The organism is Mucilaginibacter sp. (assembly GCF_965225845.1).
Lineage (GTDB): Bacteria > Bacteroidota > Bacteroidia > Sphingobacteriales > Sphingobacteriaceae > Mucilaginibacter.
In genome coordinates this window covers 213538-240526 of sequence record NZ_CBDDBL010000002.1, presented here as the reverse complement: position 1 = coordinate 240526, position 26989 = coordinate 213538, and the positions used below count along the sequence as shown (strand labels likewise).

19 protein-coding genes are annotated in these 26989 nt (G+C 40.6%); 11 read left to right on the top strand and 8 right to left on the bottom strand.

Features of this window, described 5'->3' with window-relative positions; translation table 11 throughout:
• Positions 1 to 12 precede the first annotated feature (12 nt).
• From ACYZ0U_RS04830 to ACYZ0U_RS04800, 7 genes are all read right to left on the bottom strand, one after another.
• Positions 13 to 2376 (bottom strand): GH92 family glycosyl hydrolase, encoded by a 2364-nt coding sequence (locus ACYZ0U_RS04830; protein ID WP_461450402.1) that lies wholly within the window; start codon positions 2374 to 2376, stop codon positions 13 to 15.
• Between the two features lie 14 nt (positions 2377 to 2390).
• Positions 2391 to 3581 (bottom strand): glycoside hydrolase family 76 protein, encoded by a 1191-nt coding sequence (locus tag ACYZ0U_RS04825; protein WP_461450400.1) that lies wholly within the window; start codon positions 3579 to 3581, stop codon positions 2391 to 2393.
• An 87-nt stretch (positions 3582 to 3668) separates the two neighbouring features.
• The gene (locus ACYZ0U_RS04820) at positions 3669 to 4793 is read right to left on the bottom strand and encodes a SusE domain-containing protein (protein WP_461450398.1); all 1125 of its coding nucleotides are present in this window, start codon (positions 4791 to 4793) and stop codon (positions 3669 to 3671) included.
• An 18-nt stretch (positions 4794 to 4811) separates the two neighbouring features.
• Positions 4812 to 6464, bottom strand: a complete 1653-nt coding sequence (locus ACYZ0U_RS04815; RefSeq protein WP_461450396.1) for a RagB/SusD family nutrient uptake outer membrane protein — start codon at positions 6462 to 6464, stop codon at positions 4812 to 4814.
• Between the two features lie 23 nt (positions 6465 to 6487).
• Positions 6488 to 9655 (bottom strand): SusC/RagA family TonB-linked outer membrane protein, encoded by a 3168-nt coding sequence (locus tag ACYZ0U_RS04810; RefSeq protein WP_461450394.1) that lies wholly within the window; start codon positions 9653 to 9655, stop codon positions 6488 to 6490.
• A 25-nt stretch (positions 9656 to 9680) separates the two neighbouring features.
• A complete protein-coding gene (locus ACYZ0U_RS04805) occupies positions 9681 to 11192 on the bottom strand; it encodes a sugar porter family MFS transporter (protein ID WP_461450392.1) in 1512 nt (503 codons plus the stop codon).
• Between the two features lie 5 nt (positions 11193 to 11197).
• Positions 11198 to 13003 (bottom strand): class I mannose-6-phosphate isomerase, encoded by a 1806-nt coding sequence (locus ACYZ0U_RS04800; RefSeq protein ID WP_461450390.1) that lies wholly within the window; start codon positions 13001 to 13003, stop codon positions 11198 to 11200.
• A gap of 270 nt (positions 13004 to 13273) precedes the next feature.
• On the opposite strand from ACYZ0U_RS04800, the gene ACYZ0U_RS04795 reads away from it, so the two are divergent.
• The 6 genes from ACYZ0U_RS04795 (at position 13274) to ACYZ0U_RS04770 (ending at position 18266) form a co-directional block, all read left to right on the top strand.
• Positions 13274 to 14002 carry a GntR family transcriptional regulator gene (locus ACYZ0U_RS04795; RefSeq protein ID WP_461450388.1) on the top strand — a complete coding sequence of 243 codons (729 nt, stop codon included), beginning with the start codon at positions 13274 to 13276 and terminating at the stop codon, positions 14000 to 14002.
• Positions 14003 to 14538: 536 nt separating this feature from the next.
• Positions 14539 to 15033 carry a hypothetical protein gene (locus ACYZ0U_RS04790; protein WP_461450386.1) on the top strand — a complete coding sequence of 165 codons (495 nt, stop codon included), beginning with the start codon at positions 14539 to 14541 and terminating at the stop codon, positions 15031 to 15033.
• Between the two features lie 451 nt (positions 15034 to 15484).
• Positions 15485 to 15676, top strand: a complete 192-nt coding sequence (locus ACYZ0U_RS04785; RefSeq protein WP_461450384.1) for a cold-shock protein — start codon at positions 15485 to 15487, stop codon at positions 15674 to 15676.
• A 115-nt stretch (positions 15677 to 15791) separates the two neighbouring features.
• Positions 15792 to 17339 (top strand): GNAT family N-acetyltransferase, encoded by a 1548-nt coding sequence (locus tag ACYZ0U_RS04780; protein WP_461450382.1) that lies wholly within the window; start codon positions 15792 to 15794, stop codon positions 17337 to 17339.
• A 76-nt stretch (positions 17340 to 17415) separates the two neighbouring features.
• Entirely contained in the window at positions 17416 to 17697 is a 282-nt protein-coding gene (locus ACYZ0U_RS04775) for a hypothetical protein (protein WP_461450380.1), read from the top strand.
• Between the two features lie 128 nt (positions 17698 to 17825).
• Entirely contained in the window at positions 17826 to 18266 is a 441-nt protein-coding gene (locus tag ACYZ0U_RS04770; protein ID WP_179412157.1) for an Hsp20/alpha crystallin family protein, read from the top strand.
• 138 nt (positions 18267 to 18404) lie between these two features.
• Here the strand turns inward: ACYZ0U_RS04770 and ACYZ0U_RS04765 are convergent, their stop codons facing one another.
• Positions 18405 to 20771 carry a beta-L-arabinofuranosidase domain-containing protein gene (locus ACYZ0U_RS04765; protein WP_461450377.1) on the bottom strand — a complete coding sequence of 789 codons (2367 nt, stop codon included), beginning with the start codon at positions 20769 to 20771 and terminating at the stop codon, positions 18405 to 18407.
• 263 nt (positions 20772 to 21034) lie between these two features.
• Between ACYZ0U_RS04765 and ACYZ0U_RS04760 the strand changes: the two genes are divergently transcribed.
• From ACYZ0U_RS04760 to ACYZ0U_RS04740, 5 genes are all read left to right on the top strand, one after another.
• A complete protein-coding gene (locus tag ACYZ0U_RS04760) occupies positions 21035 to 21970 on the top strand; it encodes a dihydrodipicolinate synthase family protein (protein WP_461450375.1) in 936 nt (311 codons plus the stop codon).
• A gap of 13 nt (positions 21971 to 21983) precedes the next feature.
• Complete coding sequence (locus ACYZ0U_RS04755) at positions 21984 to 23567, top strand: aldehyde dehydrogenase (NADP(+)) (protein WP_461450373.1); 1584 nt, start codon at positions 21984 to 21986, stop codon at positions 23565 to 23567.
• A gap of 1 nt (position 23568) precedes the next feature.
• A complete protein-coding gene (locus ACYZ0U_RS04750; RefSeq protein WP_461450371.1) occupies positions 23569 to 24570 on the top strand; it encodes a 4-hydroxyproline epimerase in 1002 nt (333 codons plus the stop codon).
• A 53-nt stretch (positions 24571 to 24623) separates the two neighbouring features.
• On the top strand, positions 24624 to 25868 hold the full coding sequence (locus ACYZ0U_RS04745; protein WP_461450369.1) for an NAD(P)/FAD-dependent oxidoreductase: 1245 nt from the start codon (positions 24624 to 24626) through the stop codon (positions 25866 to 25868).
• Between the two features lie 206 nt (positions 25869 to 26074).
• On the top strand, positions 26075 to 26977 hold the full coding sequence (locus ACYZ0U_RS04740) for an AraC family transcriptional regulator (RefSeq protein WP_461450367.1): 903 nt from the start codon (positions 26075 to 26077) through the stop codon (positions 26975 to 26977).
• The last annotated feature ends 12 nt before the right edge of the window (positions 26978 to 26989 follow it).

Below are 26989 nucleotides of genomic sequence, written 5' to 3'. Positions count from 1 at the left end.
CTTATTTAAAGCTTATTGTGCCGATGGTGGCGGCACCTTAGTTCCCCAGGTTTTGTTGGGCTTATCTCCCATTACAAAAACCATTTTGCCGCCTTTCATTAATTCATCACGATACAGCCAACAATTGTTAAGCGGTTTGCCGTTAAACACTATCGATTGGATGTACAGGTTAGTTTTTGAATTATGCTTCGCCTCGATGATCAGCTTTTTGTTATTACCTAACGTAATGGTTGCTTTTTCAAATACCGGGCTGCTTAATTCAACAATGGGTTTGGCATCGGTAAAGCCCTTTACATCAAATATGCCAAGCGCTGTCATTACATACCAGCCGCCCATCTGGCCCTGGTCTTCATCCTGCCCGTAGCCATAACCGTGGATTGGCTCGATACCGTAAAACTCATCACAAATAGTTCTTGTCCATTTTTGGGTAAGCCATGGTTTGCCCGAGAAATTGAATAACCAGCTGATATGCAAGCTTGGCTCATTACCATGATTGTAGATGGAAGTTATCCCGGCAAAGGCATCAATGGTTTTACCGCCACCGAAACCGTCTTTTTCTGATTTTTCGAAGATCTCGTCAAGGTTGTCATTAAAATATTTTCTGCCTTGTGCCGAGATCAATGCTTCGGGATTTTGTGGTACGTAGAAAGTGTACTGCATGGCATTTCCTTCCTGGTAGCCGCGCCAGGGGGCATAAGGGTCAAACTTGGCTATAAAAGTACCATCAGCTTTTTTGGGTTGAATTAGTTTGTTAGCCGGGTTATATAAATAACGCCACCCGTTGGAGTATTTGATCAGCTTTTGATAATCAGCTGTTTTGCCCAGCGCTTTTGCCATTTGCGCTGCCGCGAATGCGCTAAAGCTATATTCTAAAGTATGTGATGCTGAAAAGTTGGCCCCGGTTGAATCCGTTACGAAATTAGATCCGTCGCCTTCTAAAAATGGCACATAACCATATTCAGTAAAGGGTTTAACATCCATTTTTCCTGATCCTACCTTCCTGTTTTTCCAGCCCAGCTCATTTGCTTTTACTGCCTGGTAGGCAGTGTTGATGTTATAATCTCTGATGCCAACCTGGTAAGCTGCCGCAATTGTTAAGCCCACAAAGTTTGTCCCCACGCCCGATACATATTCGCTGTTGGCAATTCCATCTCCAAACCACCCTTTATCATGGTATACCTGTAATTGGGTATGGATAAAATCCTCGTATGTGTTTGGGTACGATAACGCCCACAATTGGGTAATGTCCCAATAGCCGCCCCATATTGCGTCGGTATTTATAAAATTATAGGTTTTGCCGGCCGGCGATACGGGCATGTGGCCTATTTGTCCTTCGTGTTTAGGATAATCGCCGTTTACATCGCTTGCCACGCCCCTCCCTAATAATACATGATATAAACCTGTATAAAACTTAACTTTGGCAGTATCATCATTCCCTTGAACAGTTAATTTACCCAATTCCTGCTGCCATGTTTTTTGGGCGAGTGCTTTGGCCTGATCAAAAGTTAAATGAGCAGCCTCGGCTTCCAAATTCAACTTCGCGTTAGCTTCTGAGGTGTATGATAAACCGACTTTGATCTCTATTTTTTCACCCGCGGCGGTTTGATAGTTCAGGAATAATCCCGCGCCCTTGCCGTTTGCTGCCATAGAGTTTTGCATAATGCCTTTTGTATTAAATGAACCTATGGTTGCTGGTTTTTTACTTAGTTCGCCATAAAAAAACATCAACACTTTGCCTTTTGGGTCATATTGCTTTACATATTTTGGATAGGTATTTACAAAACCTTGGAAGTGTGTGGCGTCTATCATGTGGATGCCTGCATCCGTAACCGGGCCGCTTTCGCCCTGCACATTCCCGATATCCAAAATAATGTGCGACTGATTACTTGCCGGGAAAGTGTAACGATGAAAACCAACTCTTTTTGTCGCGGTCAGTTCTGCGGTGATTTGGTAATCATCCAGCAAAACTTTGTAATACCCGGGTTGGGCAACTTCATTCTTACGGTCAAAATGTGAGCGGTAACCACTGCCCGGGGTATCTAATTCACCCGGCCTAACTTTTAGTTCGCCTGTTGTAGGCATAAAGCTAACGCCGCCAACCTGCCATTCATGAAAATGGACAAATCCTTCGATAGAGTTTTGGCGCGTATCGTACCCAACAGCTTCCCAACCCTGCGCATTACCATAATGCCCGTTGGTTGATGGAGCCAGCTTTGCCATACCATAAGGTACTGCGGCTGGGGTATAAAAAAACCAACGACTATGCGCGGTACCCACATTGGGGTCGACGTACTTTAACAAGTTTTGTGCTATTGCGCCTTTGCACACCAGGATCATACCCAACATTAAAAGGCATGGTTTAATTGATCTCTTCATTTAAATAGAATTGATTATTTATATTTTGATAACAAACCCTGTACCCGCTGCATCCAGGCCTGATCAACACCTTCTAAGTTAGTGTACCTGCCCGAGCCATCTAAACCAGCATAATTGTAATAGCCAAAAGCTGAGTTGCGCAATACGTTATTTATCTGATCAATATTTCCTTTTGCGTAGGTAAGCCAGGTATTATTATTATCGGACTCGTAAAGCTTAACCATAGCTTGCGACGCCCAGCCGCTATAGCACGGATTTACCCGGATATCGGTTGTATTAAAAATAAATACGTTATGCGTAACATCCCACAAAGTTTTGATCATGGCATTACCTAATGCCTGCGCTTTTGTTAAATAGGTATTATCATTCATGGCCTGCCCGTATAACAGGTCGGCTTCAACCATAATGGCATTGTCGTAAGTAAAATTTTGGCTATCGACAGTACCATTCGCCTCTATCTGCCATATATAAAGCCCATTGGTGCCATACATTTTGGTATTTAACCAGGTATTTATCTGCACCGCCCAATCGTGGTAAATAGATTGCCCGGTAATTTTATACAAGCGCGAGAACAGCTGCAAGGCAAGCGCGTTTGATTGTGTTGGCTTAACAGTTTTATCCGTGTTCCACCAAAAACCTCCGCCTAAAGTGCTATCCCACTGGCCGCTATACATCAGCCAATCAGCACAGCCTTTGGCTGCATTAAGGTAATTGGTTTGCGTAGTGCCGGTAGTAACATCATAAGCCGCCAGGTATGCCATGCCGGTTAAGGAATTATCATCAACATATTTCAAACCGCTACCGCCGGATCCATCTAATCCTGCCGAAGCAAAATATCCGCCGCTGGTATCAGCTTTATCTATCAGTTTTTGCAGCCATGTAAAAGTGTTATTCATGTATTGCAGGTAGGATTGGTCGCCAAGACTTACCATTTCGGCATCAGCGTATAGCTGGCTCGCGTTATACCATTCAAACGCGCTGCCAGTATTGGTGGTCGTATTTACCCGGTAACTGCCGTATGAGGTTAAGTAGTTATTGGCAATATAGCCATGCGTAGACCTCGCGTTGGTTAAATAGAGCGATGTTGGTGTAACTGTTTTAGTGGTATCAACGGGAGGATTTTTAGGCGGGTTAACGCTTGATTTGCTACACGAAGCCGCTAAAATTATTAACGCTGCCATGCTGCCATACACAAAGTTTTTCATAGTTGGTTGGTATTAAAGCCATCCGCAATAATTGGTAAATCGCAGATGGCTTGTATAAAATATTCCCGGCAAATACCGGTAGCTGTATTAATTAAACGCGGTAGCTGTATGTGTATAAGTGCCTGTTGCCGGGAAATATACATCAACTTTTACATTATGCAAATCAGCCGCCGCCGGAAATTTATAAGTATTGTTCCATTGGTCGTTAGTTACCGGTATCAGGTCAAAATAGCTGGCCGGCTGTCCCGCAGGATCCAGGTTATTTTGCAAGGTACTACCCCAATATTCCAATCCCGCACTTGTATGCAGGATGAATTTATAGCGTTGATCCCTTCCCCACGAAAACTGGTAGAAAGTTACCGGCAGTTTGGCTATCTCCCAGGTGCTATTGCCAATGTAGCCTAATTTCCCGATCTCGGTGTTATAGGCCGACATATATAAACCAAGTGAATCGATAGATAATACTTTAGAAGTAGCCACATTGAAATCGAGGTTTATGCGGTACGGTTTTGTTGCAGCCGTAACTGTTGTGGTTGAGGTGCCTAATTGTATCGTTCCATTTGCGTCAAGGTAATATTTGGTGCCTGCGGCAGATGGTTTATCCGTTAACTGGTAAGTACCCGGTTGCAGCGAGGTATACAACTCAAACACGCCTGCCGACGTTTGTTTCATCACAACAGATTTGGTAACATCGGCACCACCTTCTGTTGCTGTGCCGGTAAGGTACATTGCTGTTGGCAATACTGCAAAACCTGCAGGGCGGGTTATTAATAGCGTATGCGTTGCGCTGCTCATTTTGCCATTAGCCGCGACCGAAGCAATTACCGCCCATTTTAAGGTGCCTGTGCTTGAAGACGCAATGCCTGCATTTGACGCTACTTTATTTAAGGTATCCTGTGAAATAGTAGCCTGGGTTTGGGCGCCTGCTCCATCCGCTAAAATTTTATATATGGGGTGGCTAAAATCGCCGCCGGCTTTATCAAAGGCAACTTCGTATAAAACCAGGCTGGTGCCCTGGGTTGAGCTTGCACTCCATTGAAACACGATATTAGCACCTGTTGGCTGCAGGCTAATAGCTGTTTGATCGGTAGGTGCTGTAAGCGAACTTACCTGTGCTACGTTTGAATTAAGTGCTAAATTATTCTTTTTGCATGAAGTAAAAGCGGCTATGGCTAACAAAACCATAAAACCTGATTGAATTAATCTTCTCATTTTATTAATTGATATTGGTTAATAATTAGGGTTTTGGATTAAATTTTTATCTTTATCGAGATCGCCCTGGGGTATTGCCCACACATAATCTCTTGCAGGGTTAAACTTGCGGGGTTGCACACGGATAAAGCCATTGTCAACACTCGGATCGCCAAATTGGGCGCCGTGTACATAGCCGTTCAATACAGCCGGGCCAATTTTCCACCGCCTGATGTCATCTGTCCTTAATCCTTCAAAAGCCATTTCCACTCGTCTTTCTCTCCTGATGATGGCAGTCATATTATTATTGCCGGGATAATTAATGGCATTGGCATCGGTAAAACCTGCACGTAAGCGCAATGCGCCTATGGTCTGGTTCCAGATGGTAGCATTCATTTGGCCTAAAGCGTTTTCAGCTTCGGCATAATCCAATAATATTTCTGCGTACCTAAACAGGTGCAGGTTATTGCCTGATGCAAAATTCACCTGTGCGCTCGGGTCAAAATATTTACGCCAGTAATACCCGGTTGGAGATGAACTTTCCCTGCCAACTACATATTCATCAGGGCCGTTAGGGCTTGATAGATTATCGCTTGGATCGCTGCCGGGTTTAATGTAGATGGTTTTGCTTGTACCGTTAGCACCATTACCATTATTCCAATAAGCTTTATCATACACAATAGTTGCAGCTAAACGCGGGTCGCGGTTGATGTATGGATTGGCAGCGGTATACCCCGAAGCAGGGTCGCTAATGCTGTCGCCATTCAGCATAATGTAGTCATTCACTAACTCTTGTGTTGGTGCAAGGTTATTAGAGAAACCGCCAACACTGTTCGGTGCAAAAAACTGGTAATCAGTCCAGGTGCGGGTTGAATTTGGTGCATATTGTAATGACAGTATTGTTTCAGGATTATTTTTATTGGTTGCCGGGTCATTAAACAGGTTACCATAGTTAGGGCTTAATGAATATGTTCCATAAGTTGCTTGGTCATTCATTAAACTTTGGCAAACGGTAATCACATCGTTCATTCTGTTTCCCTGGTATAATAATACCCTTGCCTCTAATGCAAGTGCAGCACCCTTGGTGATCCTGCCGTTTTCACTTGCCGCAAGCTGATCCTTTGATGGCAATAATGGGATTATTGCATTTAGCTCGCTTAGTATAAATGTTACCACCTGTGCTTGCGGCGTGCGCGGAATTACCTTAGATTCATCTTCGGTAATGTCATCATTAACCAAAGGAATATCACCATACCACTTGGTTAAATTAAAATCTGTGAATGCACGGATAAAACGCATTTCGGCGTTCAGTCTCGATAACGTAGCGGCATCCAAAGTTTTGTTCTGGCCTGAATAAGCGATAAACTGATTGCACGATTTAATGGTTTTGTAATAGTTAGCCCAATCATTTGCAAACTCAGCGGTTTGAGCATTAGCATTACCGCTGCCAATCAATATCAGGTCGCTTATGCTTTGTGAGTAGGCGTTATCTGATGTTCCTTCCAAATCAAAATATAGCGTGCTGTTATACATTAAGCTATAGTTATTATTCAAGGCGTTATAAACGTTTGCACTTGTAGTCCAAAAATCAAGACTGGAGTATTGATCTGTTGGAGCAAGGTTTAATTTTTTACATCCCAACGATAACATCATCGCTAAGGATATAATTAAGGTCTTTTTAAAATATTTCATATCTATATTTTTTTATCTTTTTATTAAAATGTCGCGTCAAGCCCTACACCATAAAATATAGGCAGTAAGTATGCGCGCGAACTGTTTGAAGCCGAATAAAGGTTTTCATTGTTACCAAACTCCGATGTTTCAGGATCGATAAACTTTAGCTTGGTAAGCGTGTAAAGGTTTTGCCCAATCAGGGATACTCTTAGTTTGCTCATGCCTAACTTTTCGCTCACCTTTCTATTAAGCGTGTAACCTATGTTCACGTTTTTTAACCTTGCATAAGCTGCATTAAAATCATAGATATTAGAGCCTGTACGCCAATTGTTGGTGTTAGATGCTGAACCGATAATTGCTAACTGCGGATATTTCGCGCCTGTGTTAGATGGACTCCAAAAATCAAGCTGGTTTTGGTATAAAGTGTTACCATAGTTATAATGGAACGGCTCAACTAACTCTCCACGTAAAAACTCATCCCTTTTGCCAACACCTTGTATAAATGCCGACAGGTCGAACCCGCCAACAGCTATGCGGTAAGTGAAACCGAATGTATAATGCGGGAACGGGTCACCGATGAAAGTTTGATCTTTAGCATCAATTACACCATCACCGTTCAAATCTTTAAATTTTAAATCGCCTACGGTAACTACGTTTCCTGCAATTTTAGGGGCAGAGTTTACTTCGGCTTGTGTTTGATAGATACCATTGGTTTTATAACCATAGTATTGAGAAATAGGGTGCCCTACTTCATCAATCAACGACCATACATCTTCAGGATTACTGATAGATTTTTGGCCACCTGTTAATGCAAGGATAGTATTTTTTGTATTCGCTATGTTCGCGGTAAAACTTTGAGTAACACCTTTGGTTCTTAGCGTGTAATTTAAAGTTAACTCCCATCCCTGGTCTCTAACTTTGGCTACGTTTGCTAAGGGAGGTGTAGCTCCAAAAATGCTTGGCACATCCAAAGGAGCCTGTTCAATATTGCTGGTAACTTTATTAAAGTAATCAACTGAACCGGTAAGGTTATTATTAAAAAGTCCAAAATCGGCACCTATGTTAAAGGTTGCAGCTCTTTCCCACGTGATTAAAGGATTTGCCAAATTTGTACCTGCCCCGCCCTGCACAACGTTATTAAACGCATAAGCACTTGAGTAGTTAAAATAAGTAGTTTGATAACCATAGTCGGTCGCTGTTTGGTTGTTTCCTACCACACCATACGTAACTCTTAGTTTAAGCTGGTTAAGTGTTTTTTTGATGCCTTGCATGAATGATTCATCCGATACCAGCCAGCCTGTATTAACAGAAGGGAAGAAACCATTTCGGTGACCCTGTGCAAATTTGGAGGACGCGTCATCGCGGAATACAAAATCAACAAAATACCTGCTTTTATAGTCGTAATTCACCCTGCCGAATACTGATTGCAGGCTGTTAGCCGGGATAGATATACTGTTAAAAGAGTTTACAGGATCTAACTGGCTACCTGTTGTGTAATTCCCAAAATTTGGATCGGTATATAAATCTTGTAGCTGAAATTCACGTGAACTGTTAATCTCACTGGATACCCCTAAAGTTGCGCCGAAATTGTGATCTTTCGCAATCGTTTTATTATAGTTTAAATACAACTGTGTGTTAAAGGAACTTGATTTAGTATTATTATCATAAGTAGTTAAATCATTACCATAAACCCCGGAAGGTAAAAAATTAACTTGCGTACGCCTGAAAAAGTTTCCATTATTCTGGAGCGTTCCGCCAAAAACACCTGTTAATTTTAAATCTTTAGTGATGTCTAAAGTACCGTTCAAATTACCAAATATGCGGTCGTTGTCGGCTTGGTTGTAACCACCTTCTTTTAAAACTCCATACTCATTATATTGCGCCGCTATCGGGTTAGTTAAATAATTACCATTGGCATCAGTCCAGCTATAGTTAGCCGGTACGCGGTCAGCATCAGCAATAATATTGTTATCCCCAACAGTGTTGGTTTTGTTACGAGATTTGGTGTATTCCAATATCGTGTTCAATTTAAAAATCCCTACCTGCGAAGTTTGATTCATGCGGAGGTTGTATTTTTGAAAACCGAAATTACTTCCTGATCCGCCGGTACCAATAAAATTGCTCATCTGGTCCTGGTATCCGCCGGAAATAAAATAACTGCTTGTAGGGCCGCCGCCGGAAACACTTACGTTTTGAGATTGTTGCGGTGCATTATGCAATAAGTGGTTAATGTCCCAGGTACCATTTCCCTGTGCGGCTAATTGTTGTATTTGTTCCGGGGTATATGCCAGCGGTAAGCCTGAGTTTTGAAGTGCTTCGTTTTTATAATAAGCGTTGTCAGCGGCACTCACTTTATGTACCAGCACATCGGCAACTTGCAAGCCATAACTGCCATTATAGTTAACAGTAGATTTTTGGTTGAATTTGCCGCTTTTAGTGGTTACCAATATTACACCGTTTGCACCACGTGAACCGTAAATGGCAGCAGAACCGGCATCTTTTAATATGGTAACGCTTGCTATATCATTGGGATTTAACAGATTAAGATCATTTACAGATGCAGACGTAATGCCATCAATTACCAGTAAGGGATCGTTATTTCCGAAAGTAGCAACCCCTCTTATGTTAATGGTCACGTTGCTGCCCGGATCAAGCGTACTTTGTTGGATAATTAGGTTGGGCGACTCGCCTTGTAAGGCCTGCAAAGGATTTAATACTGGCTTACTGCCGATGTCCTTCGCACCAACGGTATTAATGGCACCATTAATTGTTGACCTTTTTTGTGTGCCATAACCAACAACAACAACTTCATTTAATGTACTGTTGTCGGCCTTTAAAATAACATTTATAGTTGTTTTGCTATTAATTTCAACTATCTGTTTTACAAAGCCAACTGATGAAAAAGTTAAGGTTCCGCCAACATTTGCGTCAGGAACATTTAGGTGATAATAACCTTTTCCATCGGTTACTGTGCCAAGTGGTGTGCCGCTAATACTAACGGTTACGCCGGGTACTGTCTGCCCATGATCGTCTACAACAGTACCGGTAATTTCTAAATTTTGTTGTTGTGAAATGATGTGGCTTCTGTTACCCCCATTTGCTTTAACAGTTGCCCATACATTAACCAAAAGGAATGTAAAAATGATTGTAGCCACAATTTGTTGTTTAGGCGGCCATTTAATTTTTTGTGGTTTGTAAAGTAATTTCATGCTCATAATTTATTGGTTAAAAAGGTTATTTAGTATGGTTAGGTTCAGGTATAAGTTTTTTATTTTTAAAGTCTGCATCTGATATTGCTAATATTTTAGTATCAGTTTCTATTACATTCAAAGCTTTGCCTGCAAAACTCTCTTTCCAGTATAATTCAATATTTTCAAGTGATCTACCTTTGGTTTCGGGGATCAGTTTCCAGGTAATATATAATGCAGGGGAACAGCAAGCCGCGAAAATCCAGAATGTTGTCGCTGAGCCTAAACCCTCCAGCATTAATGGCGTTAACTGACCAACTAAAAAGTTACCAATCCATAAAGAAAGTGTGGCAAGGGCCATCGCTTTACCTCGTAGGGCGTTGGGAAATATTTCGCCAATTACCACCCAGCATACCGGGCCGAAAGAGAAGGCAAAGCAGGCTATAAATGCAAGTATAAATATCAATATCCAAGGGCCCGATGTAACGTGCAGAGCGAAAAGCAGCCCGATAATTATTAATGAAATAACCGCGCCGCCTATCCCCACAAAAAGTAGCGGTTTGCGTCCCCATTTATCAATGGTAAAAATGGCTACGAATGTAAATACCACGTTAACCAAGCCTATGGTAACCTGGCCGCCAAGCGCGTTATTTAACGTAAAGCCTGCCTGCTCTAAAATCCTTGGACCATAATAGATCACTGCGTTTATACCGCAGATCTGCGACAGGAACGGAAGTAGCAAACCAATCCATAAGGCGCGGCGGTATACTGGTGTAAATAATTCCTTAAAGCCTGTATTTTGTTGGGTTTGCTGTAATGATTCAAATGATTTTATTTCGCTTTTTGCCGCTTCAACTCCATCTATATTGATGAGTATATTGTAAGCCTCTTCCTTTTTGCCGGCAGATAAAAGCCATCTTGGCGATTCGGGAACTAAAAACAACGAGATCAAAAATATCCCCGCAGGCAAAGTGCCTAACCCAAGCATTGCACGCCACACTTCAGCTGAAAAGATTTTTTGGGTGATATCGCTGCCAAATACATCACCGGTATGATTAGCTAAATAGGCATTTGAGAAGTAAGCCAGTACGATTCCAATTGTTAGTGCCAGTTGATACATGGAAACCATCATCCCACGGAAACGCGAAGGAGAAAACTCCGAGATGTACAAAGGCGATACCATAGATGCAACGCCTATGCCCAAACCTCCAATCAACCTGAAGATGATCAATACTGTAAAAGAGTCGGATAGCATACAGCCCAGCGCTGATGATAAAAATAATACCGCCGAAAGTATGAGGATAATCTTGCGGCCATACTTGTCGCTCAATTTACCCGACATGCTTACACCTAATATGCAACCAAGCAAGGCACAGCTAACAAACCAGCCTTCGTGCAAGGCATCTAAATTAAAGTCGTGCTTTACCAGGCTTACTGTGCCCGATATCACCGCAGTATCAAACCCGAATAAAAACCCGCCTAAAGCAGCTACCAGGCAAATAAGGTATAAATACATATTGCTATGCTTACCGGTTGTACTTTGTGTTGTATTGCTCATGGTTATTATTTTAAAAATGATTTAATAACTTTTGCACGGCCTGAACCTTTATTGGTAAGTTTATAGCTAACCGCAGCAGCCGGTACAACAAATGTTTCGGCGTACGCAAAATGATGGATGCTTCCGTCGGCAGTTTCAACAGTGATCGATTCACCCTCAACCAGCATCATTACGTGGCAGCAATCGTTGGTTTCCACTGTAACACTATCATCAAATTCTATGCGATGAACATCATAAAAATGCTCAGCATGGGTAGGCACATGTATTAGCTGCCAGTTATCCCCTTGCTCAATTATTGTTTGTTTTGATATCAGCTCCTGCTTTACGCTGTCGCCCTTGCGGTTAAAATCAAGGTTATTAAAGGCATGCTCAATGTTTATAGGCCGCAGGTTACCGTCAAGGTCGAGCCTTAGCCAATCATACATTTTAAAGGTGAATATGTATGGCGTGGCACTTATTTCAAGCACCAGGTTGCCTGCACCCGCACTATGAACCGTGCCGTTAGGTATTAAAAAAAGATCATGCTTATTAGCGGTGTGCGATTGCACAAACTTTTCAATATCAATTTCATTCCCTTCTGCCTGGCTGCTTTCTAAAGCAGCACGATATTTGGCCGGCTGTATGTCATCCTGAAAACCGAGATAGACATTGGCGCCCGGTTCGCAATCCAGTATATAATAGGTTTCATCCTGGGTAATATTTTCGCCAAACACCTCTTGGATGTATTTTAAACGCGGATGGCATTGAATAGACAGGTTACCGCCTTCATAAGTATCCAAAAAATCAAACCTGATCGGAAACTCATCGCCAAATTGTACGGCATGCTTACCCAATACCTGTTGCTGGTTGTGAAACATCAGGAAATCGAAGGAAGCTTCCAGCAAGTAGCCGCCACTTTCAAATATCAAGCCGTTCTCAGGTACGATCAGTTCAAACGACCACGCATAGTTTACCACCTCTGTGTTAACACCCTTAATGCGTTCTTTTATCCATTGGCCGCCCCAGGCGCCAGGCTCAAACCATGGCCTTACCCGTATAACCGATTTGCTTATTTTATTTAAAGCAGTTTTGAAATCGCTGCCAAGCATCCAGTTAATATCATTGGCCCATTGTGCATCGGCAATAACTTCTATTTTATTGAGGATTTCCTTTTTATGCTCATTCAGCAAAACCCAGTCAACAAAATAAAAGCGTTTATACATGATAAACGGCTCGTACAAAGTATTACTACCCAAGTTGCTTATCGAGCCGGCCCGCATCCTGAATTGCACTTCGTTTTTTGGCAAATCAATATAAATCAAAGGTGAATCCCAGTTCACTAATGAAGCACCAGTACCAAAAGCTATGTTTATATCGAAATTGACTGATGAGTTTTGCATAGGCAGTTCATCATTAAAAAAGTCGCTTAATTGCAGTGTACATTTGGTTCCCCATACAGATTCTTCTGTACCTAAAAAAGGGCTTACTAAAGCGTCTATTTCTATTTCCGTTTTAATGTAATCATGCGTATTAACCCAGTTAACTGTTACTTTATGTTTATCAAATTCATTAGTTAAGCCTGTTTTAATATGCTCCCAGATAACGCCTCCAAAACCATCTATTACTACATTACCCTTAGAAATGATCCATTTAGCTAATGATTCAAAACCATTATTGATTTTATTGCCTGCAATATGGCTAACCGGGTATATATTATATTCATTGGCAGCTAAAGTATTGGCTTGTAACTTTATTGGTATTACAGGCTGTGAAGATTTACGTAAGGGTGTATCCATACTAACACTTGTGTTTGATGCAAATAATTGATTCATTTTTATTTTGTAGTAATGTATGTACATATTAAATTATACAGAAAAATGCCTCAGGACAGTAAAATGTCATTTCTGGAAAATCTAATTATGGTTGGCTTATAATGTTATAATGTACAAACATATAAACTTTTTTAATATTTACTATTTTTTTATTTTTTTTATTTTTTTTATTTAAGTGGTAATTAAGTGTTTAATTGCTTTAATTTGCTCTGGTGTTGTATATACAATACCAAAGCGAGCTACAATCTTGTCTTGAAATTTCAATTATAAATGAGGTATTCCTTAGATCATAAAAGCCCGGTTCCACTACATATACAGGCAGAAGAACTGATGCGAAAGCTAATTAATGAGGAGGAATACCAGAACGGGAACGTACTGCCTAATGAGGTTGAACTTGCCAAAATGCTGGCCATATCGCGAACAACACTAAGGCAGGCCATTAATAAATTAGTATACGAAGGATTACTGATCCGAAAAAAACGCACGGGCACCAAAGTTGCACAAGCTGCGGTAAGCTCAAAATCAAATAATTGGCTAAGCTTTTCACAAGAGATGAAACTGCGTGGCATCCCTATCAAAAATTTCGAATTGCATATCAGCTGGGTTTATCCCGATGAGGCGCTGGCTAATTTTTTTGAAATAAAAACGGATCGGCAGATATTAAAAATGGAGAAAGTGCGCGGCAAACCTACTGAGCCATTCGTTTACTTTATCTCCTACTTTCACCCGCGCGTTGGCTTAACAGGCGAAGAAGATTTTAAAATGCCTTTGTATGAGATGCTGGAAAGCGAACACTCGGTTGTTGCTACTTTATCGAAAGAAGAGATAAGTGCTAAAGCTGCAGATAATGTTATTGCAGATAAACTAAGAATTCCTGTTGGTAGCCCTGTATTGTTTCGTAAAAGGTTTGTGTTTGATCATGGGGAAAGACCTATAGAGTATAATTTAGGCTATTATAAATCTGACAGCTTTATTTACACAGTTGAAAGTATAAGATAATTGCTTCCTACTATAGTTGTATTTACATTATTTGCTAAACGGTTAATTTAAATTTTTCAGTATCACATATATCAAATTTGATAGTAGATATCAGAAAGATTTTATCAATTCTAACAAATTACAGACAGTTAAATTATTGCAGCCAAAGCCCTAATATTTTCTGCCAACCGGTTCGGGTTTAGTCCTGTTCCCGCTTAGATTCAAGATAAGCGGGAGCGGGACTTGAACCATATGGCACAGTGCTTCAAAAGACCTAATCTTCCCCTGGTTCTTTTGCTTTTCTATCAAGAAAAGAAGTCCGTACACCGGGACATTTACAGCAATATTATGTTAAGTATAATTCAATAATGATATTTTTTCAGTTTTTATTAACTGTTTTAATATCAGAAAGTTGCAAATAGCTACGAAGCGACTAATAGCCTTAAATTTACTAAAAAGGGGTTCGAAAAACTTCTCCTACGGGCTACTAAAGTCGCTTTACGAAAGTAGGTCGGCTTTTTTGTAGTTTAGCGCCATTGGCTCATTTCAAAACCTACATGGAAAAGTTTTTTAAAACACCAGATCAAATATCTGCTTTGATGCAACATTGGTTTCTCTCTTATCACCATAAGGAAAGAAATTTTTTTTCAGGATCTGAAACTTTTACTTTTTTTTATCTTATATCCGAAGATCTTCAACAGAAACTTCTTGACCGAGCAAGTTTAGATGAGCACGAAAAGCCAGTATTCTTGCTTAGTTGTGGCAATGCCGGATTTATATTGAATACAACTCATAGATTCATAAAAATTGGCGAATCTGATCTTGAATCTATTTTTTATACAGATTTTATCTGTCATAACGGTTATAAATCAATATCAATAAGGATAGACGGATCACTAAAATCTGTCAAAACAGAGGGTTATTTATTCGAATTTGGTTTGCGAACCCATAGTCGTGAAATCGTATACTGGTTGATCCCATCCGGCCAGGCCGGATACGCTTTTTGGAATGTTACAAAAAAATGTGAGTTCATAGGTCGGAAGTATCACTAACCGTTTTGTTGAATGCTTCGACTCTTTTATTTTCCATATAGCACTAATTTTAAATACTATGGATTATTGGGTAGCCAAAGCCTCAAATCATCCAAAGGGGTTCGAAAAGTTTCCCCTACGGGCTACTCGGATTATAACTTGCTGAAATCAGCAAGTTATTTTCATTTATAGGGGATATGAACTTAAATCCTTGACTAAAGCCAATTGCTTAATTATCAATATATTAACTACAATCTAACGATATTTAGCAAGATGAATCAATCTATTTGCTGCGAAAAGTGAGCAAATTTTTGAGTATTTCTTAGCTGATTTACAGCTAAGAAATACTCAAAAAACATCCCTGGAATTTTAAATCCGATCAGGGATTGAATATTTGTTTAATATTTTCACCAATAAGAAAATATACCGATATTTATAACTACATTGTAGACTTATTTTAATAAACAATATAATGCAACAAGGAACAGTAAAATTTTTTAATGAAACAAAAGGATTCGGATTTATCACACCAAACAATGGTGGTAGCGAGATTTTTGTTCACTCTACAGGCTTAATTGACAATATTCGTGAGAATAATGCTGTTAGCTATGATGTAGAAGAAGGCCGTAAAGGTCCTAACGCAGTAAATGTAAAAGTAGCTTAACAACTATAAATATTATTGTGGGCATCCTCCTTACCGGGAGGATGCTTTTTTTTTTACTTTTAAATTTCGATCTGCACATTTATATTCACCGTTGCAGAGGAGACCAATCATGAAAATGGAAAAAGAAATTAAGAACGAAGATCTTAAAATAGAATTAAGAACGCTTACTAAAGACGACTATTTAGGATTAAAAGCTTCTATGATAGAGGCATACGCAGAATGGGAAGGCGCTTCCTATTGGAGAGAACCACATATCACCGAATTAGTTAAAATATTTCCTGAAGGCCAGATTTGCATATTAGTAAACGGCTCGATTGCGGGCTGTGCGCTCTCGCTGATCGTGGATTATGATAAGTTTGGTGACAACCATACCTATGCGCAAATTACCGGGAATTACACATTTTCAACACATGATAAAGACGGGGATGTGTTGTACGGCATTGACTTTTTTGTTCATCCCGACCATCGGGGCATGCGTATCGGGAGAAGGTTATATGATGCACGTAAAGAAATATGTGAACGACACAATTTACGGGCTATTATAGCCGGAGGGCGTATCCCTAAATATAAAGACTATGCCGATAAGCTGACACCTAAAGCCTACCTGGAGAAGGTGAAAGGTAAAGAGATCCACGACCCAACTTTATCTTTTCAGTTAGCTAATGATTTCCACGTAAGGAAAATCTTAAAAGGCTATCTACCCGGAGATACGCAATCACTTGAATACGCATCATTATTGGAGTGGAATAATATTTACTACAACGAGGAAGCTGCACATATCAATTCCAAAAAATCCATTATCAGGTTAGGATTGGTGCAATGGCAAATGCGCCCATTTGAGAATATGGAATCGCTATGTGAGCAGATCGAATTCTTCGTGGACGTGATAAGTGATTATCAAAGTGATTTTGTGCTATTCCCGGAATTGTTCAATGCGCCGTTAATGACTGCATACAATCATTTAAGCGGGGCTGATGCGATGCGTGAAATAGCCAATTTCACTATCCCGCTGCGCGACAAATTTATGGAGTATGCAATTAGTTATAACATCAATATCATAACCGGCAGTATGCCCTACCTGGAAAACGGGGTGCTGCAAAATGTAGGTTACCTTTGCCGCAGGGATGGTTCTTATGAAATGTACCGTAAAATTCACTTAACGCCGGCAGAACAAAGTGCCTGGGGAATGGTGGGAGGAGATCAGATTACTACCTATGATACGGATTGCGGCAAGATAGGGATACTGATCTGTTACGATGTGGAGTTTCCTGAACTACCCCGCCTATTAGCTGAACAGGGCATGCAAATTCTTTTTGTACCATTTATGACCGATACTCAAAACGGCTACACAAGGGTTAGAAGCTGCGCGCAGGCAAGGGCTATTGAAAATGAGTGCTATGTGGCTATAGCGGGTAGTGTAGGGAATCTACCTAAAGTTCATAATATGGATATACAATATGCGCAGTCGGCTGTTTTTACGCCTTCCGATTTTTCTTTCCCGAGTAATGGTATCAAAGCTGAGGCCACGCCTAATACCGAAACAACACTGATTGCCGATGTGGACGTAGATTTGTTAAAGGAACTTCATAATTTCGGAGCAGTTAGAAACCTGAAAGACAGAAGATTAGATATTTATAAAATTGTTAATAAAAGTAAAAAATAGTGGCGGTAGCTAATAGGTGATTTAAACAACCCGCCGGATGGAACGGAAATTGCAAAATGTTTAAAAAGTCAAAAACATGGAAACCAGATTTCAAATTTCACTGCACATGAAAACGCCATCGGGGTTTGAAACCTATGGCAACTTTGATCTTGGATCAGACCGGGAACAGGCTATGGCAATTGTCGAACAGTTTAAGGGCGCTGAAGATTTATCGCAACAATCCATCCTGTACATGGATTTAACAGAAGTGCAGGATGGGGTTCCGTTACCTGTCCGGATACTGCATTGTACGCTGGATGAGATGGTGTATAACGTTCGCATCATCACCCGTGATGTATTTAAAAATCTCAGCTTATGAAAAAATGGCATTTCGACTGATATTTTTTCAGCCGAAAACTGAAATTTTACGGGTTTGTCACATTGGTACTTAACTTGTAACATTCCGTTTAGTTAAATAGTAAATTATAACATTAAAAGAAGAGAGCCATGACACTGGTTAAATTTAACAACAACAAAGGAGCGAACGCATTATTGCCAGGCTTTAATGACGTTTTTGAATCAATCTTTAATGACACATTTTTTAATGACCGCATGGTAACCCGCGTACCTGCGGTTAACATTAGCGAAACTGCAGATCATTTTCACGTAGATTTGGCCGCACCAGGCTTGAAGAAACAAGATTTTAAGATCAGCCTGGACAGGAATGTCTTGAACATTACTGTGGAAAACCAAACTGAAAACAGTGAAGAAAACAAACGTTACGCTAAACGTGAATTTAGCTATTCCTCATTTGTGCGTTCGTTTACTTTACCTGAACAGGCCGACCATAACCGGATTGAAGCGGCTTATGAAGATGGTATACTGAAAGTAGATATCGCTAAAAAAGAAGAAGCGAAGATGGCTAGCCGCCAGATTGAATTAAAGTAATTTTTAAAATTAAAAAGGGCTGTATAATCAGCCCTTTTTAATTTCCGTTAACCTCAATGTGGTCAAATTCTCATCAAAAAATATCGAAACAATCTTTTGGCTTTTCCTGTGCTCAACAAATTGATTTGGCTATTTTTTTTAGTCTTTTACCATCCTGCTATTGTAAACAGGGCCGGCATCGTTGTGTAGTTTTGGAACAAGCTTTATAGTAACTTTTGTTTTGCCTTTGGTAAGTTCAATAGGTATTTGGTAGGAAACGTAGTAAAACTTGCTCTCTTTAAACTTATCCAGGTCTTCGGTAGTTAGCTTAACGCTATCTACATAAATATCAAATATCCTACCGCGGTTGTCCATGCCCCAATAGGTGTTAATTAAAGTATTTTGCGCGTTGGGATCAGTTTTCATTTCAAAGCTCATAAAGCCGCCGTCTTGTGCTAAACGCCATTTCTTTTGGTGTTCTTCACTGGTAATATCATTTTTACCGGTAAAGTTATGATCACGCTCGGGCTGCATTTCTCCTAAACGTATTACATCAGTAGTATGGGCTTCCAGCTCTTGCTGTTTTATTTTTTCTGCATCGTAGGCCTTTTGCTGTGCTACCCAGTCCGATGGGCTAAAAATATCCCAGTAAACAGTATAATATTCGTTTTTTGTTTGGTTGAAAGGGATAAGCCTGACTTCTTCAGGTTTTGAAATATCAGCAGTTTTAAACTCAAGTGTTTTTTTGTCAACCATCTGCAGCCATTTGTTAAGGTCTGTTTCGCTGGTTACAAAAACAGGCACACCTTTAAGCGGGTCTGGTTCTGTGTTGCCTAATTCGCCTGCAAGTAATACAGGGCCATAAAATACTGCCTTACGCGATTGGTTGTCCGGCATTTGCTCGGTATATAATTTTTCAGGCGTGATGAATTCTATCTTATCCTCATTTTTCCATTTATGGTTCAATACCAGATAGCCTTCTTTGTCAGCAACAACTTGTTGCACAGCTCCGTTAATTTTAACCACATAATTGCTGGTCCATTTAGGTTTACGGATCCGTATAGTAAATGTTGAAGGCTTAAGCGTATTAACTGTAAAATGAATCATATCATTTTCAGGCAATACGGTTTGCTGGGTAATAGTAACACCTTTGGCTTTCCAGTTTAATACCGATGGTATAAATAAGTTTACATATAAGCTTCCATCGGCACCCTCAAAATATATACTCTCGTTGTATTTTACGTGGTTTTCCATTCCGGTCCCTACACAACAGGTAAAAGTATCAAAACGATCGCTATACTCCTTTTTACCGCCCATGCGTAATGGGATAAAATAACACATCATGCCATCCTCATGGTTTTGAGATACCAGGATATCATTATATAAAGCATTTTCATAATAGTCCATTAACGCAGCAGAAGGGCTAACGGAAAAAAGATGACGGGTGAGTTTGAGCATATTATAAGTGGCACAGGTTTCTATGGTATTATCTGTAAGCTTGTCATTTAATTTATCGGGCTCACTTAAATACTCATAATTGCCGTTGCCGCCATTCACATAAGAATGGTTTCGGGTTATAACCTGCCAGGCAAAGGTTGAGATCGCTTTGTCTTTTTCATCCCCTGTTAATTCATATCTCCTTGCGCTGGCAATAAATTTTGGAAGCTGTGTATTTGAATGTTTACCCGGTAAAATATCCTTGCCTTCGGCCAATGGGTCAAGCACGCGTTTATCGTAAAATTTATAAGAGATATTCAGATATTCCTTATTGCCCGTGATCGCATAAAGATTGGCTAATGCTTCGGCCATGCCGCCATATTCGCATATCAGCATCTTCTGTAATTGTGCATCGGTTAGGCTTTTGATCGTCTCACCGGTCCAGTTTCCCATGCCTTCGCATATGGTCAATGCTTCTGTATTGTTGCAGTAAAGATAGGCATCCAGCAAACCAGCCATTACTTTGTGTACGGTATACCATGGCGACCAACCGCCGTTAAGATCAAACCCGCCTGTTTTTATATTGCCAAGTTTAACCTCGCTCCAGATCGAATCTTCTTTTGGGATAGCACCAATATATCCTGTTTTTCGGGCAAGCTGGCATTCACGTAGTTCCCTTACAATATAGTTAACACGATTTAAAAATCGTGGGTCTCTGGTTGATGCATACTCCATTGAAATGGCTGAAAGATAATGCCCCAGGGTATGCCCGGCTAATCCGCTTGATTCCCATCCACCATATAATGCTCCTTTTGGTTTAAGGCCGGAATGAGAGCGAAAACCGGTTAGCAGCCTGTCTGGGTCTATAGCTAAAAGATAGGCTACATCCTTTTCCATGGCATCCTTAAAAGGGCTTTCTAAAAGATGAACATCTTTTAAATCAAAAGAATATGCTTTGATAGGCACCTGCGATTTTACTTTAATGCGGGTGTCATTTAATTCGGGTACATACGATTGTGCGCTTACACAATTAGTAAAAAGCATTATCAATACAGTGCAGTAAAAAGCAGGCAAAAAATATTTTTTCATTTTGACACCCATCGGTATTTAATAAAGGTTAAACCATAAAGTTACCAATGAACAACCAATAATAATAGTTGATATTTGGCTGTTGATACCCATATTTTAGCTTGTTTATTTATGTCGATAGCAGCAATAATATGGTGGTTAACAACGTAATTATTGTGATGCTAAAATGTAGTTAATATTAAACAAGTAAATGTTAATTTACGAGTGATTACGAGAAAGCTTTAAACCTATCTTTGGAATATTACAAGACAATACATTTTATTATGAAATTTGAATGGAAAGGGGTTTTCCCGGCTGTAACTACAAAGTTTACTGAGAATGAGGAACTTGATTTAGCTGCATTTGATATCAACATCAAAGCGCAACTTGAAGCCGGGGTTGACGGTATCATACTTGGTGGTTCATTAGGTGAGGCCAGTGTATTAACCGAGGACGAAAAATTTGTATTGCTAAAACATACCTTAAAGTATGTAGATGGTAAGGTTCCTGTAATCTTAAATATCGCTGAGCAGTCTACTTATAAAGCAGTTGCCTTCGCCAAAAAAGCATTTGAATATGGCGCCGATGGTTTAATGCTGTTACCTCCTTTGCGTTATAATGCCGACGAGGACGAAACCATTACTTACATAACGGCAATTGCTGAAAGCACGCCATTGCCTATCATGATCTATAACAACCCGGTTGATTATAAGATTGAGATAACACTTGATATGTTTGAGCGTTTATCTGTTTATGAAAACATCCAGGCTATAAAAGAATCAACAAGGGATATTATTAATACTACGAGGTTGATCAATCGCTTTGGTGACAGGTTTAAAATATTTACCGGTGTTGATCCGATTGCTACTGAAAGTATAATTATGGGTGCCGATGGTTGGGTTGCCGGTTTGGTTGACGCGTTTCCTAAAGAAACCGTTGCGATCTTCCGTTTAATTAAAGCCGGCCGCATACAGGAAGCTATCGCTATCCATCGCTGGTTCCTGCCTCTTTTAGAGCTTGATATCCATGCCAAACTGGTGCAATACATTAAACTGGCCGAAGTTGCCACTGGCATTGGGAGTGAAAAAGTCAGGGCGCCCCGCTTACCGCTTAAGGGTAAGGAACGTGAAAGGGTATTAAATGTAATTAATACCGCGTTAGCTCTCCGCCCGGAGTTACCCGAGGGTAGCTGGGGTATATTAGAAAAAGTAACTGCTTAACATAAAAGCTCAAATGATAAATGGTACTAATATAGTAGCTTCCAACTACGCTCCTGTTGATAAGGAAAGCTTTAAAGCTTTAGACCCTTCAACAGGAGAATACCTGGAAGGCGAATTTCAAAAAGCCGATACTTTAATGGTAAATAATGCTTTAAATGCTGCATCCGCAGCATTTAAAGTTTATAAGCATATTGCGCCGGTTAATAAAGCGAAATTTTTAAGAGCCATTGCTGCCGAAATAACAGCATTAGGTGAAAGCCTGATAAACAGGGCAGTAGCCGAAAGTGGGCTGCCTGTTGCAAGGTTAACAGGAGAATTGGGCCGTACAACCGGCCAATTAAATATGTTTGCCAGTTTGGTTGAAGAAGGATCGTGGGTGGACGCGGTTATTGACACTGCCCAGCCCGAGCGTTTGCCTTTGCCAAAATCAGATATCAGGAGAATGTATTCGCCAATTGGGCCGGTGGTTGTTTTTGGGGCGAGTAATTTCCCGCTGGCATTTTCTGTTGCCGGCGGCGATACGGCTTCGGCATTGGCATCGGGCTGCCCGGTTATTGTAAAAGCTCATCCGGCCCACCCCGGTACCAGCGCAATGGTTGGCCAGGCTATCAGCAAGGCAACCAAAGAAACAGGCATGCCCGATGGTGTTTTCTCTTTATTATTTGATGATGGTTACGAGATTGGTTCGGCACTCGTAAAGCATGAACAGACTAAGGCAGTAGCATTTACCGGTTCATATAACGGCGGTATGGCGCTGATAAAAATAGCGCAGGATCGTAAAAGTATTATCCCAGTGTTTACAGAAATGGGGAGCATAAATCCTGTAGTATTATTACCTGCTATTCTTGAATCACAAGCCGAATCAGTTGCCGCAAAATACACGGCATCCATAACATTAGGAGCCGGGCAATTTTGCACCAATCCCGGTTTAATATTAGCGATAAAATCAGCCGGGTTAGATCGTTTTCTTACCGCTCTAGGCGGCGCTATCGTAAATATTCCATCAGCAACCATGCTGACAGCGGGCATCTGGAAAAATTATCAGTCCCTATCAGCTAATATTGTTGCCGAACCAACCACAAAACTGATCGCTAAATCAACTGCTGTAAACACTGAAAAGGTAAACCAATCTATTGCTGCTGTAGCAACCGTATCAGCAAAAGACTTCATCGCCAATAAAAAATATAGTGAAGAAATATTTGGCCCATGGTCATTGGTTGTTGCTTGCGATGATATTGCTGAATTACAAAACGTGATTGAATCGCTTGATGGCCAGTTAACCACCACGGTTATGGCTGAAAAAGATGAATTACCGAACCATACCAGCATATTAAATGCATTAGCTGAAATTTCAGGCCGTGTGATATTAAACAACGTACCTACAGGTGTTGAAGTTTGCGCGGCAATGCAACATGGGGGGCCATTCCCGGCTACGAGCGACAGTCGTTTTACTTCGGTTGGTACAGGTGCAATTTATAGGTTTGTTAGGCCGATTGCCTGGCAGGATTGGGAAGACAGCCTATTGCCGCCGGAATTGCAGGCTGCAAACCCACTAAAGATTTGGAGACAGATAGATAATAACCTCACTAAAGACTAAAATGGCGAGTAAAACTTTTTTTTGTATAGATGCACATACCTGCGGCAACCCGGTAAGGCTTGTAGCAGGAGGCGGCCCTGATTTGAAGGGCGAAAACATGAGCGAAAAGCGCCAGCACTTTTTGAAGGAATATGATTGGATCCGTACCGGTTTGATGTTTGAACCGCGCGGGCACGATATGATGTCGGGTAGTATTTTGTACCCGCCTTCAAACCCTGATAATGATGTGGCGGTTTTATTTATTGAAACCAGCGGCTGCTTACCTATGTGCGGCCATGGTACAATTGGCACCATAACCATTGCTATTGAGGAGGGCCTGATCCAGCCCAAAATACCGGGTATCATCCGGATGGAAGCGCCTGCTGGCTTGGTTATTATTAACTACAAGCAAGAGGAAGGCAAGGTTAAATCTGTTAAATTAACAAACGTAGCATCGTACCTCGCTGCAGAAAACTTACAGGTAGAATGTCCTGATTTAGGTACCTTAACATTTGATGTTGCTTATGGCGGTAACTACTATGCGATAATTGATCCGCAAGCTAATTTTAAAGGGTTGGAAGATTATACCGCAGGGCAATTGATTGCCTGGAGCAGGACGTTGCGCGAGCGTATTAACGAGCAATACACTTTTGTGCATCCGCAAAACCCAACCATAAATACCTGTACTCATATTTTATGGGCGGGGGCAACACTTTCTGCTGATGCTACAGCCCGAAATGCCGTATTTTATGGAGATAAGGCAATTGATCGTTCTCCATGCGGTACAGGTACATCTGCAAGGATGGCGCAATGGCACGCGAAAGGCAAGTTGAAAAAAGGCGAAGTATTCATTCATGAAAGCATCATCGGCAGTAAATTTATTGGCACTGTTGAAGATGTTGTTAAGATCGGCAATATTAATGCTATAGTTCCCGGCATTGAAGGCTGGGCAAAGGTTTACGGCTATAACACCATTAAAATAGACGATGACGACCCTTACGCGCACGGTTTCCAGGTGATATAATATTATTTGATTTAAGATCTTAGGCCCGTAGCCTAAGCATATAATGTATTAAGATGTCTAAAATATTGATTATTGGTGGCGGGATAATGGGGCTTAGCTCTGCTTATTATTTAATAAAAGCAGGCCACGAGGTTACCATTTTAGATAAAGGCGATCTGAATGACAATTGCTCTTACGGCAATGCAGGTATGATCGTTCCAAGTCATTTTATTCCCTTAGCTGCACCCGGCATGATAAAACAGGGAATAAGGTGGATGTTTAACAGCAAAAGCCCTTTTTATGTTAAACCATCACTTAATCCCGATCTGATCTCGTGGGGAATAAAGTTCCTGAAAAATGCCAATAACAAACATGTAGAAGATTCAGCAAAACCCTTAACTGAGTTATCGCTGCTTAGTAAAAACCTTTACAAAGATCTGGCAAAAGAGCCAGGTTTTGATTTTGAATTGACCGATAAAGGCATCCTGATGTTTTACAAAACAGAAAAGGCTGGCGAAGAGGAAGCACATTTAGCTGAGCAAGGCAGGAAACTCGGCCTGGACATGGAAGTACTTACCGTTGCCCAATGTAAAGCCCTGCAACCCGATTTGGAACTGGATGTATTAGGCGCTGTCCATTACCGTTGCGATGCGCATTTATATCCAAAAGCATTAATGACCGCTTTACTCCAATACCTAACTACGAACGGCGTAAACATTGTAAGGAATCATGAAGTAACAAAAATTGAAACTTCAGGAAGCGCGATAACAGGCGTATTTACAGGTTCGCAGAAATGGGAAGCTGATAATTACATTATAGCAGGTGGTTCCTGGTCGCCATCAATAGCTAAACTGATTGATATTAAAACCCCGCTAATGCCGGGTAAGGGTTATTCCTTTATGGTTGATGAGCCTGAAAAAAGAATGCACATACCCGCTTTATTAGCTGAAGCAAGGGTGGCAATTACCCCAATGAATGGCCAGTTAAGATATGGCGGTACTATGGAGTTAGATAAGATAAATACCCGCTTAAATATGAACAGGGTAAAGGGCATTGTTGAATCTATCCCACAATATTTCCCAAACCTGCATCCTGCAATACCGGCTAAAAAAGATATTTGGTTTGGTTTCAGGCCGTCATCACCTGATGGCTTGCCGTACATTGGCCGCAGCAATAAATACAATAACCTTGTAGTTGCTACAGGCCATGGTATGATGGGACTTAGCTTAGGCCCGGCAACCGGTTTGTTGGTTAGCGAAGTGCTTAATGACGCCAAAACAACTATCAATATCAGCGCTTTTTCGCCAAATAGATTTTAAAGCTTATAAACTCACTTTTTTTATCAGGACAGCCTACGCTTTACTTTTTTTTTGCATTACTATTTTAACAAGACAAATGGTTATTACCTAAAAATAAGTTAAAAATTAGCTTATACTTACCGTATATTACCCCATAATGAAAATCATGTTGATTTTAAGGCTAATTAATTGTACATTCAAAATAATTAATCTTTAGGGATCATTTTATGAAAGTGCTGCAATTTACCATTCCTGTAGCTCATGATAAGAGCGTAACAACTGATGAGGTAGAGCTTCCTTATCATTATCCTTATCTGCACCGCCATACCGAAGCCCAAATTACCTGGGTGCAGCGCGGTGAGGGCACGTTAATTGCAGGCAATAACATGCACGATTACACAGCCGGAGAAATCTACCTTCTTGGCGCTAATTTACCCCATCTGTTTAAAAGCAGCCCCGAATATTTTGCTACAGACAGCAACAGGTCGATTAAAGCTTTTACTATATTTTTTAATCCTGATGGGGTTTTGGCCGGCCTATTTGCTCTGCCGGAGATGAAAGCTTATAAAATATTTCTGCAGCAACATCAGCAAGGCTTTAAAATTCCTGATGAAAATTTTCATGAAGTATCCCAGGTGATGAATGCCATTAAAAATACTTCAGGTCTAGAACAACTAATCAAGTTTTTTAATTTGCTTAACAGCCTGCTCAAGATCAATGGTAAAATAGAACCGCTTTCATCACACGGCAATTTGCCGGCAATTACCGACAATGAAGGCATCAGGATAGGGAATATCTATAACTACATTATGCAAAATTATAGTGGCTCTATAACACTTGAAGATGTAGCAAGAGAAGCCTTTATGACGCCGGAATCGTTTTGCCGGTATTTTAAAAAACATACCGGGCATACATTTATATCCTTTTTAAATGAGATAAGAATAAATGAAGCCTGCAAAAAGCTCACGGCGCATAAATTCGAAAGTATATCAACTGTGGCTTATAAATGTGGCTTTAAAAGTATAACCAACTTTAACCGAGTTTTTAAAAGTGTAATAGGCATATCACCCCGTGAATACCTCGACAACTACTTTAGGAACGTAAAAAGTATTTCAAAAATAGCCAGCTAATTATCCGGCTAT

Excerpts from the sequence above, each read along its gene's own strand:
- ACYZ0U_RS04745 (WP_461450369.1), top strand. The coding sequence starts at position 24,624 with ATGTCTAAAATATTGATTATTGGTGGCGGGATAATGGGGCTTAGCTCT.
- ACYZ0U_RS04810 (WP_461450394.1), bottom strand. The coding sequence starts at position 9,655 with ATGAAATTACTTTACAAACCACAAAAAATTAAATGGCCGCCTAAACAA.
- ACYZ0U_RS04765 (WP_461450377.1), bottom strand. The coding sequence starts at position 20,771 with ATGAAAAAATATTTTTTGCCTGCTTTTTACTGCACTGTATTGATAATG.
- ACYZ0U_RS04815 (WP_461450396.1), bottom strand. The coding sequence starts at position 6,464 with ATGAAATATTTTAAAAAGACCTTAATTATATCCTTAGCGATGATGTTA.
- ACYZ0U_RS04775 (WP_461450380.1), top strand. The coding sequence starts at position 17,416 with ATGGAAACCAGATTTCAAATTTCACTGCACATGAAAACGCCATCGGGG.
- ACYZ0U_RS04830 (WP_461450402.1), bottom strand. The coding sequence starts at position 2,376 with ATGAAGAGATCAATTAAACCATGCCTTTTAATGTTGGGTATGATCCTG.
- ACYZ0U_RS04770 (WP_179412157.1), top strand. The coding sequence starts at position 17,826 with ATGACACTGGTTAAATTTAACAACAACAAAGGAGCGAACGCATTATTG.
- ACYZ0U_RS04785 (WP_461450384.1), top strand. The coding sequence starts at position 15,485 with ATGCAACAAGGAACAGTAAAATTTTTTAATGAAACAAAAGGATTCGGA.
- ACYZ0U_RS04780 (WP_461450382.1), top strand. The coding sequence starts at position 15,792 with ATGGAAAAAGAAATTAAGAACGAAGATCTTAAAATAGAATTAAGAACG.
- ACYZ0U_RS04800 (WP_461450390.1), bottom strand. The coding sequence starts at position 13,003 with ATGAATCAATTATTTGCATCAAACACAAGTGTTAGTATGGATACACCC.
- ACYZ0U_RS04740 (WP_461450367.1), top strand. The coding sequence starts at position 26,075 with ATGAAAGTGCTGCAATTTACCATTCCTGTAGCTCATGATAAGAGCGTA.
- ACYZ0U_RS04750 (WP_461450371.1), top strand. The coding sequence starts at position 23,569 with ATGGCGAGTAAAACTTTTTTTTGTATAGATGCACATACCTGCGGCAAC.
- ACYZ0U_RS04755 (WP_461450373.1), top strand. The coding sequence starts at position 21,984 with ATGATAAATGGTACTAATATAGTAGCTTCCAACTACGCTCCTGTTGAT.
- ACYZ0U_RS04805 (WP_461450392.1), bottom strand. The coding sequence starts at position 11,192 with ATGAGCAATACAACACAAAGTACAACCGGTAAGCATAGCAATATGTAT.
- ACYZ0U_RS04820 (WP_461450398.1), bottom strand. The coding sequence starts at position 4,793 with ATGAGAAGATTAATTCAATCAGGTTTTATGGTTTTGTTAGCCATAGCC.
- ACYZ0U_RS04825 (WP_461450400.1), bottom strand. The coding sequence starts at position 3,581 with ATGAAAAACTTTGTGTATGGCAGCATGGCAGCGTTAATAATTTTAGCG.
- ACYZ0U_RS04790 (WP_461450386.1), top strand. The coding sequence starts at position 14,539 with ATGGAAAAGTTTTTTAAAACACCAGATCAAATATCTGCTTTGATGCAA.
- ACYZ0U_RS04795 (WP_461450388.1), top strand. The coding sequence starts at position 13,274 with ATGAGGTATTCCTTAGATCATAAAAGCCCGGTTCCACTACATATACAG.
- ACYZ0U_RS04760 (WP_461450375.1), top strand. The coding sequence starts at position 21,035 with ATGAAATTTGAATGGAAAGGGGTTTTCCCGGCTGTAACTACAAAGTTT.